Source organism: Streptomyces ovatisporus (assembly GCF_042653885.1).
GTDB classification, from domain to species: domain Bacteria; phylum Actinomycetota; class Actinomycetes; order Streptomycetales; family Streptomycetaceae; genus Streptomyces; species Streptomyces ovatisporus.
In genome coordinates, this window is record NZ_JBHSFH010000006.1 from 120156 (window position 1) to 134723 (window position 14568).

General features: G+C 70.8%; 12 protein-coding genes. 7 read left to right on the top strand and 5 right to left on the bottom strand.

All coding sequences use genetic code 11. The features are described 5' to 3' along the window. Positions 1 to 51: 51 nt before the first annotated feature. Entirely contained in the window at positions 52 to 1941 is a 1890-nt protein-coding gene (locus tag ACFPA8_RS11900) for a propionyl-CoA synthetase (protein WP_386446615.1), read from the top strand. Positions 1942 to 2011: 70 nt separating this feature from the next. On the opposite strand, the gene ACFPA8_RS11905 is transcribed toward ACFPA8_RS11900, so the two are convergent. Beyond that, complete coding sequence (locus ACFPA8_RS11905) at positions 2012 to 3529, bottom strand: glycosyltransferase (RefSeq protein WP_386446618.1); 1518 nt, start codon at positions 3527 to 3529, stop codon at positions 2012 to 2014. Between the two features lie 510 nt (positions 3530 to 4039). Between ACFPA8_RS11905 and ACFPA8_RS11910 the strand changes: the two genes are divergently transcribed. Next, positions 4040 to 5461 (top strand): glycosyltransferase, encoded by a 1422-nt coding sequence (locus ACFPA8_RS11910; RefSeq protein WP_386446621.1) that lies wholly within the window; start codon positions 4040 to 4042, stop codon positions 5459 to 5461. A gap of 55 nt (positions 5462 to 5516) precedes the next feature. Continuing rightward, positions 5517 to 6524, top strand: coding sequence for a guanitoxin biosynthesis L-enduracididine beta-hydroxylase GntD (gene gntD / locus ACFPA8_RS11915; protein ID WP_386446624.1), 1008 nt, complete (start codon positions 5517 to 5519; stop codon positions 6522 to 6524). Positions 6525 to 6654: 130 nt separating this feature from the next. On the opposite strand, the gene ACFPA8_RS11920 is transcribed toward gntD, so the two are convergent. Further along, on the bottom strand, positions 6655 to 7503 hold the full coding sequence (locus ACFPA8_RS11920) for an endonuclease/exonuclease/phosphatase family protein (protein WP_386446627.1): 849 nt from the start codon (positions 7501 to 7503) through the stop codon (positions 6655 to 6657). Positions 7504 to 7695: 192 nt separating this feature from the next. Here ACFPA8_RS11920 and ACFPA8_RS11925 point away from each other — a divergent pair, with 192 nt between their 5' ends. Next, positions 7696 to 8418 carry a GNAT family N-acetyltransferase gene (locus ACFPA8_RS11925; protein ID WP_386446630.1) on the top strand — a complete coding sequence of 241 codons (723 nt, stop codon included), beginning with the start codon at positions 7696 to 7698 and terminating at the stop codon, positions 8416 to 8418. Between the two features lie 87 nt (positions 8419 to 8505). Here the strand turns inward: ACFPA8_RS11925 and ACFPA8_RS11930 are convergent, their stop codons facing one another. Further along, positions 8506 to 9126, bottom strand: a complete 621-nt coding sequence (locus ACFPA8_RS11930; protein WP_386446633.1) for an L-threonylcarbamoyladenylate synthase — start codon at positions 9124 to 9126, stop codon at positions 8506 to 8508. Positions 9127 to 9371: 245 nt separating this feature from the next. Further along, positions 9372 to 9866, bottom strand: a complete 495-nt coding sequence (locus tag ACFPA8_RS11935) for an Lrp/AsnC family transcriptional regulator (RefSeq protein WP_386446636.1) — start codon at positions 9864 to 9866, stop codon at positions 9372 to 9374. 137 nt (positions 9867 to 10003) lie between these two features. Here ACFPA8_RS11935 and ACFPA8_RS11940 point away from each other — a divergent pair, with 137 nt between their 5' ends. Next, positions 10004 to 12352 carry a transketolase-like TK C-terminal-containing protein gene (locus ACFPA8_RS11940; RefSeq protein WP_386446639.1) on the top strand — a complete coding sequence of 783 codons (2349 nt, stop codon included), beginning with the start codon at positions 10004 to 10006 and terminating at the stop codon, positions 12350 to 12352. 96 nt (positions 12353 to 12448) lie between these two features. On the opposite strand, the gene ACFPA8_RS11945 is transcribed toward ACFPA8_RS11940, so the two are convergent. Then, positions 12449 to 12865 carry a nuclear transport factor 2 family protein gene (locus ACFPA8_RS11945; protein ID WP_386446641.1) on the bottom strand — a complete coding sequence of 139 codons (417 nt, stop codon included), beginning with the start codon at positions 12863 to 12865 and terminating at the stop codon, positions 12449 to 12451. A gap of 220 nt (positions 12866 to 13085) precedes the next feature. Here ACFPA8_RS11945 and ACFPA8_RS11950 point away from each other — a divergent pair, with 220 nt between their 5' ends. Together ACFPA8_RS11950 and ACFPA8_RS11955 are read left to right on the top strand one after the other, a co-directional pair. After that, a complete protein-coding gene (locus ACFPA8_RS11950) occupies positions 13086 to 13880 on the top strand; it encodes an SDR family NAD(P)-dependent oxidoreductase (RefSeq protein ID WP_386446644.1) in 795 nt (264 codons plus the stop codon). Positions 13881 to 14013: 133 nt separating this feature from the next. Further along, a complete protein-coding gene (locus ACFPA8_RS11955) occupies positions 14014 to 14562 on the top strand; it encodes a CchlQ (RefSeq protein WP_386446647.1) in 549 nt (182 codons plus the stop codon). Positions 14563 to 14568 lie beyond the last annotated feature (6 nt).

Sequence of the window (14568 nt, forward strand, 5' to 3'; positions counted from 1 at the left end):
GACGACGAACACGCGAGGGCGGCCGGACGGACGCCCGGAAGGAGGCCCCCGGTGGGCGACTACGAGGAGATCTTCTCTGCGAGCGTGTCGGACCGGGAGCGGTTCTGGCTCGACGCGGCCGGCGCCCTGGACTGGCACAGGGCGCCCGCCAAGGCCCTGGACGACTCCCGTCCCCCCTTCTACCGGTGGTTCCCCGACGGGGAGCTGAACGTCTGCCACAACGCACTCGACCGTCACGTCGAAGCGGGACGCGGGGACCAGGCCGCCCTCGTCTACGACTCCCCCGTCACCGGCGCCAAGTCGGTGCACTCCTACCGCAGACTCCGTGACGAGGTCGCCGTCTTCGCCGGGGTCCTGCGCGACCTGGGCGTCGGAACCGGCGACCGGGTGGTGATCTACATGCCGATGGTGCCGGAGGCCGCCGTCGCCATGCTCGCCTGCGCACGGCTGGGCGCGGTGCACTCGGTGGTCTTCGGCGGCTTCGCCGCCAGGGAGCTGGCGGTGCGGATCGACGACGCCGCGCCCACGGTCGTCGTCTCGGCCTCCTGCGGGATCGAGGGCTCCCGCGTCATCGAGTACAAGCCGCTGCTGGACGCTGCGGTCGGAATGGCCTCGCACAAGCCCCTGAAGAACGTGATCCTGCAACGTCCGCAGGCCCGGGCCGAGTTGGGCGAGCGCGACGTAGACTGGGCGAGCGCGTGCGCTGCGGCTTCACCCGCCGCCCCGGTTCCGGTGCAGTCGACCGACCCGCTCTACGTCCTCTACACCTCCGGCACCACCGGGAAGCCGAAGGGTGTCGTGCGCGACTCCGGCGGCTACGCCACCGCGCTCACGTGGAGCATGTCCAACGTCTACGACGTGGGGCCGGGGCAGACGCTCTTCACCGCGTCAGACGTCGGCTGGGTCGTGGGCCACTCCTACATCGTCTACGCTCCGCTGCTGGCCGGGGCGACGTCTGTGCTGTACGAGGGCAAACCGGTCGGCACCCCCGACGCGGGACAGTTCTGGCGCGTGGCGAGCGAATACGGGGTGCGCTCCATGTTCACCGCGCCCACCGCCTTCCGGGCGCTGAAGAAGGAGGACCCGGAGGGAACCCATGCCCGCGGGTACGACCTGTCGGCGCTGAAGTACCTCTTCCTCGCCGGTGAGCGTCTCGACCCCGAAACCTACCGCTGGGCCTCCGAGCTGCTCGGCATCCCCGTCATCGACCACTGGTGGCAGACCGAGACGGGGTGGCCGATCGTGGCCAACCCGGCTGGCATCGAACTCCTGCCGGTCAAGCCCGGGTCGCCCACCCGGCCGCTGCCCGGCTGGGACATCCAGGTCCTCGACGGCGACGGGAAACCCGTACCGCCGGGCACCAACGGCGCCATCGTGGCGAAGCTGCCGATGCCCCCGGGGGCGCTGCCGACGCTGTGGAACGACGACGAGCGCTTCCTGTCCTCGTACATGTCGGCGTTCGAGGGCTACTACCTCACCGGTGACGGCGGATACCTCGACGAGGACGGCTACCTGTACGTGATGGGCCGCACGGACGACGTCATCAACGTGGCGGGGCACAGGCTCTCGACGGGCGGGATGGAGGAGGTGCTCGCGAGCCATCCGGACGTCGCGGAGTGCGCGGTCATCGGAGTCGCCGACCAGCTCAAGGGCCAGGTCCCCCGCGGCTTCGTCGTCCTCAAGTCCGGTGTGGACGCGGCCGCCGACGGTTACACGTCCCGGCTCCGGGCGGAGCTGGTGCAGCTGGTCCGCGACCAGGTGGGGGCGGTGGCCTCCCTCAAGGACGTCGCGGTGGTGGCGGCACTGCCGAAGACGCGGTCGGGGAAGATCCTCCGCAAGGCCATGCGGAACATCGCGGAAGGCACCGAGGAGCCCGTGCCCAGCACCATCGAGGACGCGAGCGTGCTCGACGCGCTGCGTCCGGCGTTGCGCAAGGAGTAGAGGGCCGGGGCGCCGGGTGCCCGGCCGTCGTGCCGGCGCCCGGATCCCGTGCGGAGGCGCCGCGTCACCGTCACGTCGGTGCGGCGACCGAGGTGCCGTGCGGTGCGGCGGCGGGTGACGCGGCCTGGAAGACCTTCCGGTGGCGCTGCTGCGCTCTGCGCATCTCCCGGGCCCACACTCTCGTCACGGCGGCGTCCGAGTACCGCCTCGCGGTCCGCCGTGCTTCCCCGCGCATCCTGGCGATCTCCCTTGCGGGCAGCCGGGACAGCCGCACGACGGTGTCCGTGAGTTCTCCGATGTTCCCCTGCTCGACGAGGAAACCGTTCCGGCCGTGGGTGATGACGTCGGCTGGCCCGTAGGGCACGTCGTAGGCGACCGGCAGGCAGCCGGCGGACATGGCCTCGATCAGTACGAGCGGGAACCCCTCGGTCCTGCCCGTGAGGAGGACGAAGGAGGCCGCGGCAAGCTGCTCACGTGCGTCCGGGCGGTGCCCCAGCAGCCGTACGCGGTCGGCGGCTTCGAGCCGGCCCACCAGTTTCCGCAGCGCTCCCCGTTCCCCGCCGCTGCCGAAGACGTCCAGCGTGACGCCGCCGCCCGCACGTTCCGCGGCGACTGCCACCGCGCGGACAGCGTGATCGACCCGCTTGCGTGGGGTGAGGGACGCGATGACGACGCCCCGCCCGCGCGGGCGTTCCCGCCGGGACCGCCTTCTGGGGGCGAGGTCCCGGCTGTTGGGAACGGTGCACAGGTTGGGCGACGGGCCGAGCAGCGCCTCCACGTCGGCCTTCTGCCTCGGGGTGAGCAGGACGACCGCGTCGAACCTGTCGAGGTGCTCGAAGACGGGGCGCCGGGATTCCTTGATCCGGCCCGACGGCCGCTCCACCCCGTTCAGATGGGAGTTGTGCACCACGTGGAGGGTGACGGCGCGCCTGCGGCGGTAGGTGAGCATGAACCGCGCGACCGGCTTGCTGTCGACGACCAGGAACGAGGGTTCGCGGTTGCGCACGAGGTCGAGCCACAGCCGGTAGAAGGACCAGATGCTCCCCCAGGCCCGGACCGGTCTGCCCGCACCGTCGCACAACACGACGGAGCGTCCGCCGAGTTGGCCCCTGGTGCGGGTGTCGCGGCGGTCGCTCAGCAGCAGCGAGCCGTCCTCACGGTAGTGGTCGGTCTGGAGCACGGTGCCGTCGTCGGCCCGTCGCGTACGGTGCATCACCCTCCGGCCGCGCAGCGCGCTCCCATGGGCGCCACCGGCGTCGAGAGGGGTGAAGGCGTGGTCGCGCAGGAAGGGCGTGCCCGCGGTGTCCGGAGGCGTCCCGTACTCCCGGAACCAGTCGTAGAGGTTGAACAGCCGCATCCCGGCGGTCAGTTCACCCGCCTCTCGCAGACGGTCGCCCAGCGCGGGGTAGTCGGGGCGGGCGTCGAAGGTGAGGACGTCGACCGGTCGTCCCCCGAGACGCACGAGAGCGCGGCTGCGGTGGAGCATCGCGCTGGTCATGCCGCCGAAATCGTCGCGGATACCCCAAGTCAGAGCGAACTGGCGTCCGTTCGGAAGACGTTTCCGCACACGGGGGAACAAATCGACCATGTCGTCAGCGTAGCGACCCCGGCCGCACCGCCCGCCCGAACGGGCCGACCGTTGCAATATCTGCACTGGTCCGCACCAAGCAGACATTGGCGGAGGAAGGTCTCGGCTTCAGGAAACCGGCCCTTGCGTTTCAGAAACCCGTGCGACGATCGGCCGGAAGGACGAAACAGCCCAGGGCCGTCGTACGGAGAATGACGTGTTCTCGACCACCCACGGATCCCGCAGATCCGGTTGCACCTGAAGCAGCTGCTCCGAACCGACCCCGTCAGCCCTCCCGACCGGATCACAGCCACGGCCGGAATTCCCTCCCCGGTATCGTCCAGGCCGTCAGCATGCAGACCGCGCAACGGCGCGCGGCAGTCGCTTTCGGCACCGGCGCGGAGGCCGCGACGGATCTTCGGTGAAGCGCTCCCGAATTCCTCACCGTCATCAGTCTCCACACTCATCACTCAAGTCTCTTCCGGCCGGGTCGTGTCCGAAATCAGCCGGGTCGGAACGTGAAAGGAAACCATGCGAATCGGTCTTGTCTCCGGTGACGGCCTCCCCGTCTCGGGGCTGCTGACGATCTTCAGGAACGTCGTGGACCTGGGACGCGAGATGGGGTTGGTGGACCTGCCCGTGGTCGCCGACCTGGGATACACCTGGCGTCCCGACAAGCCGGCCTTCTTCCCCCACGGCGCCCCGGCCGGGGGGACCCCGGACTGGATGACCGTCGAGAGCGCCCGGCGGGACGACGGCGCCGATCTCACTTCCGCCGGTGCGGAGTTGACCGAGGTGCGCGACCTCGTCGCGAGGCAGGAGACCCTCACCCGCGAACAGCACGACGCACTGAAGTCGCAGATCGAGCGGCTGGCGAAACCGTACCGTGAGGGATTCGCGTCCTGGCTGCGGCGCCATCAGATCGACTGGGTCTTCGCACTCAACATGACGCTCTCGGATGCCGTTCCGGTCACTCTCGGCCTGCACCAGGCGGCCGAGGAATTCTTCACACCGGACCGCGCAGGCGGAGTTCTCTACTGGGACCACGACCTTTTCCGCAGCTGTGCCATATTCGACGAGGAAACCGGCAGGCGGCTCTATCCCGAGAAACCGAACCGCTACACCCCCGTCCCCCAGCGGAACGCGCACACGCGGTGGGCGGTCATATCCGGCTCACTCGCCGAAGAGACGTCCTCCTACCCCACGGAGCTGCTTCCGGACATCGTGCCCAACATTCTTCCGAAGGTCCCCGACGGGCCTCTGGAAGAGCGGCACCATGCGTTCGCCCGTCATATGGAGCTCGATCTCTCCCGGCCCGTGCTGCTCAATCCCGTGCGGGTCTTCAACGTCAAGGGAGTCGAGATAGCACTCGACCTTCTCGCCGGCATGAAAAGCGCTGCGGCGAGGGACGGTTCGAAGGTGCCCTGGCTTCTCGTGTTCGGCAGCCTCGAGGAGGAACCGCCGTACGCCAAGCAGATACTCGCCCACGCCCGCGCCCTCGGAATCCAGGACGACATCCGATTCCTCGACGGAGTTCCCGTCACCAGTCACCCCGAAGGCGCCACCGGCTGGAAGCTGGACGAGATCGATCTGCTGCGGCTGGCACGGGAGACCGCAGGAGGCGTCGTCTTCACCCCGAATGTGCCCGACGTGGAGACCGTCGGGCTGGCGCCCGGCCTGGCGGCCGTCGCGGGTCTGCCGGTGGCGGTGACGGACTACGACGTCTTCCGGCACATCTACGGGGACGACTTCACCGGCGTTCTCGTGGACCGCACCCCCGAAGGCATGCGCAGAGCCGCGGAGGAGTTTCTGGCAGCGGTGGGCACCGGGCGCCGGGGCTCCCGCCTTCCTGGGCCCACCGGGACGCTGGAGACCAACTTCCGGACCGTACAGCGCTGTTTCCCCGACGAGCCGTGGCGCGCGCTGCTCCAGCGCCTAGCCAAATCGGCGTGAGCACAGGCGTGTCCGCCGACTCACGTCCGTGGAGCCGTAGTTCAGGGAGCCTTGCATGTACGGAGCACTGACGACCGACACCGCCGTGGAGACCTTCACCCTCACACCGTCCGAAGCGGCCCGCGTGCGGCGTTTCGTGGCGGAGACGGCAGCACGTCACGGCAGCCCCGGCTCGGCCGGCTTCCTCCAGGCCGTGCAGCCGCTGGGAGCGCAGCTCCCGCCCCGCCTCACGGACCGGCTGCACGCGATGCGGAGGCTGGAGAGCACACCCGCGCTGGTCGTCCGCGGATACGGACAGGGCCCCGAGCCGGGGCCCACTCCCGGCGACTGGCGCCGCACCGACCCGCGGGCGACGGCACTGGAGGACTTCAGGCTGCTGCTGCTCGCCTCTCAGCTCGGTGACCCCTTTTCCTGGTCCTCGCTTCAGGAGGGCAGACTCGTCACAGACATCCTTCCCGTGCCCGGGAAGGAGACCGAACAGACCGGCCAGAGCAGCGACGTCGACCTCGAATTCCATGTCGAGGACGCTTTTCACCCGCACCGCTGCGACTATCTGGCGCTGCTGTGCCTGCGCAATCCGCAGGCCGTCGCCACGACGCTGGCGACAGCGGACTGTGCCGGACTCCCGGACCGGATCGTCGACGTCCTCTTCGAGGAACGCTTCCTCATCGAGCCGGACCTGGAGCACTCCAGGAATCTGCGGGCCTCGGCCGACGGAACCCCCGCCCCCTGGGGCCGTCCCGTGTCCGTGCTCTTCGGGGACCGCACCGCTCCCTACCTGCGGCTCGACCCGCCCTACATGACCGCCGTACCCGGCGACGGCGCCGCGGCCGAAGCGCTGGAGGCGCTCTGCCGGCAGCTCGCCGGAGACCTGCGGGAGGTGGTCCTGGAACAGGGGGACATCCTTCTCGTCGACAACTACCGTGCAGTGCACGGCCGTCGGCCCTTCGTCCCGCGCTACGACGGTACGGACAGGTGGTTGCGCCGGGTCTTCATCACCCGCGACCTGCGCAGGACCCGGGGCCTGAGGAGCGGCGCGGCCGACCATGTCGTCAGGCAGTGAATGCGTCCGGCGGACGTCGGTGGAGGAGGACGGCCTCGCCTCCGCTGGCGGCCTGCCCGCTCCCCATGGCACGGGGGCGGGAACCCGCGGCGGGCGGGGCCAATTCGCGCTGACGGTCCCGGGGAAATCCTCAGTCCCCGGAGCCGCCCTGTGACGCCCCGAGCTCCAGGACGGCCTGCACCGGGAAGTGGTCGCTGGGGTACCGGCCGTCGAGCGCGAAGGTGTTGATCTTCGCGGAGGTCGTGCGGACGCCGGGCGACGTCAGGATCCAGTCGATGCGCGGCCCCGGCGCGGGTCCCTCGTAGTCGTGCCAGGTGCGGTACTCGGCGCTGCGCCTGTCCGGCGGTGCGGCGGTCCAGGAATCGGTCATCTCCCCCTCCCGGAGCAGGATGTCGTAGACACCGCCCTCCTCCGCGGTCGCCGGGACGTTGAAGTCACCGGTGAGGACACGCGGCAGGTCCGCCTCGAAGGGCGGCAGCGGCGCCGCGGGCCGGTGGATCTGCTCGACGAGCAGGCGGGCGCCGCCGATCCGGGCTCCGTGGCCGGCGTTGTCGAGGTGGGTGTTGAGGGCGTAGAACTCACCGCCGCCGGCGAGATCGCGGAAGCGTACCCAGGTGACCATGCGCGGTGACCCCGACCGGGGCCACTTCCCGCCGACCGTGTGCGGGTTCTCGAAGATCCAGAAGTGTTCGTACTCGACGGGCGCGAGGCGGCCGGTGTCGTAGAAGACAGCCATGAACTCGCCACGGCTCCCGCCCTCCCGGCCCATGCCTATCCACTCGTAGGTCTTTCCGGACCGCTGGATGTCCACGTGGATGTCCCGCAGTTGCCGGTGCAGCCCCTCCTGGGTGCCGATCAGATCGGGGGCCTCCCGGGTGAGGAGTTCCGCCATCACCGGCCGGCGACGGGGCCAGGAGTGCGGGGAAGCGCTGTCGTAGTCGGCGTAGCGGAGGTTGAACGTCATCACGTGAAGTTCCATGGCACATCCGTACCACCGCCCAGCGGGAGGATGCCGCCCTCCCCGGCGGCCTTCCCGCTGTTCACGGGCTGCGCACGGGAGCGCAGCGGGGGCCACGACGGTGGAAAAGGCGCACAGCTTCGGCACCCGGAGTGAAGATCGCGTAACGCATTCCACTTACACGTGAACGATGTTCGCGCTAGCGTGCGCCCCATGACAGCGCGGTCCCCCGCTCCCGTGGCACTGGCAGGACGGTACGTCGTGCTGGAGCCGCTCAGGCTCGACCACGTCCCGGATCTCTATACGGCACAACGCGGACTGGAGACCGACTGGGGCTGGCTGCCGGTGCTCGCTCCACGGTCCGAGGCCGAGATGCGCCTGATCGTGGAACAGCGCCTCGCCCAGCAGGCCGCCGGAGGCGCCTTCCTCTTCACGGTGCTGCAGGCAGGCACGCGCCGGCCGGTGGGCTGGATCGCCTACCTCGACATCTGCGTACTCGACCAGCGCCTCGACATCGGCTGGTACTGGCTCGGCGCCTCGCTGTCCGGCACCTTCGCCGCCGTCGAGGTGCACCTGCTGCTGATGCAGCACGCCTTCCACCTGGGCTTCTCACGGGTGCAGTGGCAGTTCGACGACTTGGACCGTGCGAGCCACAACACGATGATGCAGATCAACGCGGTACGTGAAGGGCTGCTGCGCCGGCATGTGAGACGGCCGGACGGCTCGTGGCGCGACACCGTCCTCTACTCGGTACTCGCCCCGAAGCGGTCGACGCCTGTGGGCGGTTACGCCCCTCCGGCTCTTCCGGCGCCCCCGCCCCCGCGGCAGGTCCCCGCAGCCACCCCCGCTCCCGTCCGGTGGCCCGCGGCCGGAGCGGCCGGCATGGGCCGCCCCCGTGCCGGGCTGCCCCCGGCGGGAGTCCAGCGCCAGGGGTGACGGGGCCCGGGGAGGGACACCGCGGCACGTGGTAACCGGAACGTGCCACGTGGCACGCCCCGGGAGAATCCGCCCGCCCCTGCTGTGCTATTCGAAGCGTGAGGTGTCGCCCGCTCCGCGACGTACGATCTCGGCGCCGCCGCCCGAGAAGTCGATCACCGTTGTCGGCTCGGTGCCGCAGTCGCCGGAGTCGACCACCGCGTCCAGCACGTGGTCGAGCCGCTCCTTGATCTCCCAGCCCTGCGTCAGCGGCTCCTCCTCGTCGGGGAGCAGCAGGGTGCTGGAGAGGACCGGCTCACCGAGTTCCGCGAGCAGGGCCTGCGTGACGGCGTGGTCCGGGATCCGCACTCCCACCGTCTTCTTCTTCGGATGCAGCAGTTGGCGGGGCACCTCCTTGGTCGCGGGGAGGATGAAGGTGTAACTGCCGGGCGTAGCCGCCTTGATGGCCCTGAACACGTCGTTGTCGATGTGCACGAACTGGCCGAGCTGCGCGAAGTTCTGGCAGACGAGCGTGAAGTGGTGACGGTCGTCGAGGTTGCGGATCGAGCGGATCCGGTTGATGCCGTCGCGGCTTCCCAGCTGGCATCCCAGCGCGAAACAGGAGTCCGTCGGATAGGCGACGAGCGCGCCGGAGCGGATGCTGTCGGCCACCGTGCTGATCGTGCGGCGTTGCGGGTTCTCAGGATGCACGTCGAAATACTTGGCCATCCGCCGACCCTACGGGATCGCGGGGCCCGCCCCCTCGGCCGAGGCCCAACAGACGGCCCGTGGCACGCCGTTGACGGAGCCGCGCGGGCCGTGTGGCGTCGGGGCGGGGTCACCGCCGACGATGAGCCGCCACCACGACGAGGAGGCCCGTGGTGCGGGCCTCCTCGTCGTTCACACCGGTCTCCCGGAGGGGGCGCGGCGCCGACGGCAGGCCCACGGCCGGGAGGGCGTCGCCCCCGCGCCCGTCACTCCCCGGCCGGGGAGGCACCGGCCGACCGCTGGAGCAGCGGAGCGAGCCGGTGCGGGACCAGCTTCTGCATGACGAGCGCGGTGCTCGTACGCTCCACGCCCGGGCCGGCGAGGACCTGGCCGGCGATCCGGTACAGATCCTCCGCGTCGACGGCCACGACCCGCACCAGCAGATCGGTCTCGCCACTGAGGCCGTCGACCTCCACCACCTCGGGAATCTCCCTCAGCACATCGGCGACCTCCTCCAGCCGCCGCTGCGTCACCCGCGTGGTGATGACCGCCGACATGGGGTAGCCGAGAGCCGCCGGGTCGATGCGGCGCTCGAACGAATGCAGCACACCCCGCCGTTCCAGCTTGGCCAGCCGCGCCTGGACGGTGTTGCGGGACAGCCCGAGCCGCTGGGCCAGCGCCATCACCGGAGCGCGGGGTTCATCCGCGAGAGCGAGCAGCAGCCGTGCGTCGACGCCGTCGAGGGGCTCCTCGCCTGTCACTCTGCTCAACCTCTCTGTACCGCGGAGTGGTTTCACTGAGCATATTGCTCAGCGAAGGACGCCATACTTGTGCGGTCATCATCGTCCTGCTGTCATTCAGATGCAATCTGCTGACTTCTCTGCTTCGGACGGGCGGCATGACGACCACGGAACACCAGGCGGACCGGCCCGCGTCAGGGGCCACCGGCCCCGCCGACAGCGACCTCGAAGTGCTGCGGTCCGTCGAGCAGCGAGTGCTGTGGCTCTCGACGGCGATCATCGACCACGCCAACCGCGTCCGCCCGAACCCGACGGGTCTGAAGGTGGGCGGCCACCAGGCGTCGAGCGCGTCCATGACGTCGATCATGACGTCGCTCTGGTTCCACGAGCTCGGCCCCGACGACCGCGTCTCCGTCAAACCGCACGCCTCCCCCGTGCTGCACGCCGTGAACTACCTGCTGGGCGAGCTGGACGAGTCGTACCTGACGACGCTGCGCAGCTTCGGCGGCCTGCAGAGCTACCCCAGCCGTGAGAAGGACCCGGACCCCGTCGACTACTCCACCGGCTCGGTCGGCATCGGTGCGACCGCGCCCGTCTGGGGGGCCGTCGCCCGCCGCTTCGTCGACGCCCGTTTCGGGGACGTCGGTTCGGGCCGCCAGTTCTCCTTGATCGGGGACGCCGAGCTCGACGAGGGGGCCTGCTGGGAGGCGATCCTCGACCCGGGAGTCGCCGACCTCGGCGAGGTCGTCTGGATCGTGGACTTCAACCGGCAGTCCCTGGACCGTGTCGTGCCCAACATCTCGGCGACGAGGCTCCAGGGGATGTTCGCGGCCGCCGGCTGGCAGGTCCTCACCGTCAAGTACGGCCGCCTGCTGGAGGAGCTGTTCGCCGAGCCGGGCGGCGACGCACTGCGCACCCGTATCGACGAGATGACCAACCCCGAGTACCAGCGGCTGCTGCGCTGTCCGGCGACGCAACTGCGCGAACGGCTGCCGGGATCCGGCCCCGGCAGCGACGAGATCGCCGCACTCCTCGGCGGACTCGACGACGCCTCCGTGGTCGCCGTCATCCGCAACCTGGGCGGGCACGACCTCGGCGCGCTGACGGACGCGTACGCCGCCATCGACGACAGCCGCCCCACCGTCGTCTTCGCCTACACCGTCAAGGGCCACGGCCTCGCGACGGCCGGCCATCCGCAGAACCACTCAGCCCTGCTGACCGGCGACCAGATGAAGGAGCTCGCGCAGAGCGTCGGCGCGGACCTCGAACGTCCCTGGGAACGCTTCCCGCAGGGCAGTCCCGAGGCCGGACTGTGCGAACGCACGGCCGCCCGCCTGCGGCGCGAGCCGTCTCCGCTGCTGCCGCCCCCCGCGGTTCCCACGGACTTCGGGCGCACGCCCTCGGGCAACGGGTCGACGCAACAGGCCCTCGGCCGCGCCCTGCTGGACCTCACACGGGAGGCGCCCGGGACGGCGCGGCACGTGGTGACCGTCAGCCCCGACGTCGCCTCGACGACCAACCTCGGCGGCTGGCTGAACAAGGTGGGCACCTGGTCCCCCACCGAACGGAGGGACTGGTTCGCCGACGACGCGGAGACCATCCTGCACTGGCGGGAGCAGCCCGGCGGACAGCACATCGAACTGGGCATCGCGGAGACCAACCTGGTGGGCCTGCTCGGGGAGCTGGGCGCCACGTGGAGCCGGTGGAGCAGGCCGCTGATGCCGATCGGCGTGGTCTACGACCCGTTCGTGGGCCGCGCGCTGGAGCCCTGGTCCTTCGGGATGTACGCGGGCGGCCAGTCCATCCTCGTCGGCACACCGTCCGGTGTCAGTCTCGCGCCCGAGGGCGGCGCGCACCAGTCGGTCATCACCCCCTCCATCGGCCTGGAGCAGCCGGGCTGCACCGCCTACGAACCCGCCTTCGCGGTGGACTTGGAGTGGTGCCTCCTCGCGGGCCTCGCCTGCCTGGGGAAGCCCGGCGGCAACTCCACGTACCTGCGCCTGTCGACCCGTTCGGTGGACCAGTCGCTGGCCGCGGTACCGGCTGACCCCGCGGCGAGGGAGCGCCGTCGCAGGCAGACCGTGGCCGGCGGCTACATGCTGCGCCGCCACGCCGACCCGTCGCTGACGATCGCCGCCGCCGGCGCGATGGTCCCGGAGGCTCTCGCCGCGGCGGACAGGCTCGGCGAACTCGGCGTGGGCGCGGACGTCGTGTGCGTCACCAGTCCGGACCTCCTCTTCCGGGCGGTGCGGGCGCGGCAGGGGCTCCAGGAGGGCTCCGACTGGATCCTCGGGCAGATCTTCCCGTCCGAACGGGCCAGGCCCATGGTCACCGTCCTCGACGGCCACCCCCACACGCTGGCGTTCCTGGCCGGAGTCAACCGGGTGCCCAGCGCTTCCCTGGGGGTGACCGGCTTCGGCCAGAGCGGCACCCTCACCGACGTCCACCGCCACCACGGCATCGACGCGGACGGGATCGTCGGAGCGGCCCTGGACCTGACGGACTGACCCGCCGGGCTCCGTCCCGCTCCGAGCGCAGTTCCGCAGGCGGCGGACGGCGGGCGGCGGGCGCCCGTTCCACCGGACGGCGGAGACGGCGGGTGTTCAGCGCGCCGCGGTGATCTGGCTCAGGACGCACAGCCAGCGGCCGTCCCGTCTCACGAAGACGTCGGTGGTCCACTCGTCGGCGTCGAAGCGACGGCCCTGATGGTGAGCCGTGTTCGTCACCCGCCCGGTGAAGACGGCGGTGTCCCCGTACACCCGGATCCTGGCCCGGCCGGTGAGTTCCATCGCGGAGTGCGTCAACTCCCCCGACTCGACGTACGAGAGGAACTCCGTCTTCGACGAGACACCCGTCTCGGAGACCATCACCCACTCGTCGGCCATGAACTCGGCGATGCGCGCGGCGTCGTCCGAGACGATCGCGGCCGCCCAGTCCGCCGCGACGGCGGCGAGCAGGGCGGCGACCGCCTCGGTTCCGGAGTCCTGCTGCTCCGCGGGGACGTCAGCCGCCTCAGCCATCCCCGGACCGTACACCGGCGGACGGCCGGACGCCTCGGGCGTGACTGCGGACGGACGGTACAGCACCCGCCGCGCGGCTTACCCCGCGGGCGATTTTATAGCGCGTTTGCAATTACCTGCGTACGCAAGTACGGTCCGGACCGTCGGCCGCCCCGGCTCTGGGGCACCGCACGACCCGCGTCCCGCCGTTCGCTGGAGGGACGCCTGAAGGAAGGACCCCATGCAGATCGATCTCTCCGGCCGGACCGCCGTCGTCACCGGATCCACCGCCGGCATCGGGAAGGCCATCGCCGTGGCGATGGCCGGCGCCGGCGCCGACGTCGTGGTCAACGGCCGCGACGAAGGACGTACCGCGGACGCGGCCCGCGCCGTCGCCGCGGAGGCGGGCTCGGAGACGGTGCGTCCCGTGGCGGCGGACGTGTCCACCGCCGACGGGACCCGGCGGCTGATCGAGGCCGTGCCGGACTGCGACGTCCTCGTGAACAACACCGGCATCTTCTCGGCCGCTCCGGTCTTCGAGATCCCCGACGACGAGTGGCAGCGCTTCTTCGACGTCAACGTCCTCAGCGGCGTCCGGCTGGCGCGTCACCACGCTCCGCGGATGGTCCGGCGCGGCTGGGGCCGTGTCCTGTTCATCAGCAGCGAGTCGGCGGTCATGACACCGACCGAGATGGTCCATTACGGGATGACGAAGACGGCGCAGCTCGCCCTCTCCCGCGGCATGGCCCAGGAAGTGGCCGGCACCGGCGTCACCGTGAACTCCGTCCTGCCGGGTCCGACGCTGACTCCCGGGGTCGAGGAGTTCATCACCGACCGCGTCGGGCCGGGCACCCCGTTCGCCGAGGCCGAGCGCGCCTTCATCGAGCAGGAGCGCCCCACCTCGCTGCTGGGCAGGCTGATCCGTCCGCACGAGGTCGCGGCGCTGGCGCTCTACGCCGCCTCGGACCAGGCCTCGGCCACCACGGGAGCGGCGCTGCGCGTCGACGGCGGTGTCGCACCGACCCTCATACCGTGACCGCGCGCCGCTCCCGGGCGGCCACGCCGGAAGGCGGGCGCGCACGCCGCGGCTCCGGAACCGCCTCTGTGCCCGGACGGCGAACACAAGTAGATTCGACGCTTCGTACATCGAACTCGCTGCGGGGGCAGACGTGGACTGGGGGACACTCGTCGCGACGGTCAGCGGCGGCACGCTGGCCGTCTCCGGCACCGTTCTGGCGGACTTCCTGCGCAACCGCCGTGAGGACGGCCGGGGCACCGGAGCCCGCAGACGCGAGGTGTACATAGAGTTCATCTCGGCCGCGGGTGTCTGCCACTCCGGGCTGCGGGAGATCGCCCAGTCCGACGAGGCGGACGCCGACCGCAGAACGGCCGCCCGCACGGCGCTGAGCGAGGCGGGGCTCTACGAGGCCCGCGAACGGCTCTTCATCGACGCGACGGCCACCGTCGCCGGCGCCGGGCAGGCGATGTTCGAGCATCTCCGGTCCCTTCAGCGGGCCGTCGCGGACGGAGCCTCCCTCACGTCCACGGCCTTCCACGACGCCTACCACCCGTACATCGGGGCGGTGTGGAGGTACAGGGTCGCGGTGCGTGAGGAACTGGAAGGGCGCTCCCTGTCACCCCAGGCCTTCGGCTGGGAAGGGTGGGACGGCTCCGACCGGTGCTCCGTCTGCCGGCGGACGCCCGCACCCGCAACGTGACCGAGG

Excerpts from the sequence above, each read along its gene's own strand:
- ACFPA8_RS11905 (WP_386446618.1), bottom strand. The coding sequence starts at position 3,529 with ATGGTCGATTTGTTCCCCCGTGTGCGGAAACGTCTTCCGAACGGACGC.
- ACFPA8_RS11910 (WP_386446621.1), top strand. The coding sequence starts at position 4,040 with ATGCGAATCGGTCTTGTCTCCGGTGACGGCCTCCCCGTCTCGGGGCTG.
- gntD (WP_386446624.1), top strand. The coding sequence starts at position 5,517 with ATGTACGGAGCACTGACGACCGACACCGCCGTGGAGACCTTCACCCTC.
- ACFPA8_RS11920 (WP_386446627.1), bottom strand. The coding sequence starts at position 7,503 with ATGGAACTTCACGTGATGACGTTCAACCTCCGCTACGCCGACTACGAC.
- ACFPA8_RS11925 (WP_386446630.1), top strand. The coding sequence starts at position 7,696 with ATGACAGCGCGGTCCCCCGCTCCCGTGGCACTGGCAGGACGGTACGTC.
- ACFPA8_RS11930 (WP_386446633.1), bottom strand. The coding sequence starts at position 9,126 with ATGGCCAAGTATTTCGACGTGCATCCTGAGAACCCGCAACGCCGCACG.
- ACFPA8_RS11940 (WP_386446639.1), top strand. The coding sequence starts at position 10,004 with ATGACGACCACGGAACACCAGGCGGACCGGCCCGCGTCAGGGGCCACC.
- ACFPA8_RS11945 (WP_386446641.1), bottom strand. The coding sequence starts at position 12,865 with ATGGCTGAGGCGGCTGACGTCCCCGCGGAGCAGCAGGACTCCGGAACC.
- ACFPA8_RS11950 (WP_386446644.1), top strand. The coding sequence starts at position 13,086 with ATGCAGATCGATCTCTCCGGCCGGACCGCCGTCGTCACCGGATCCACC.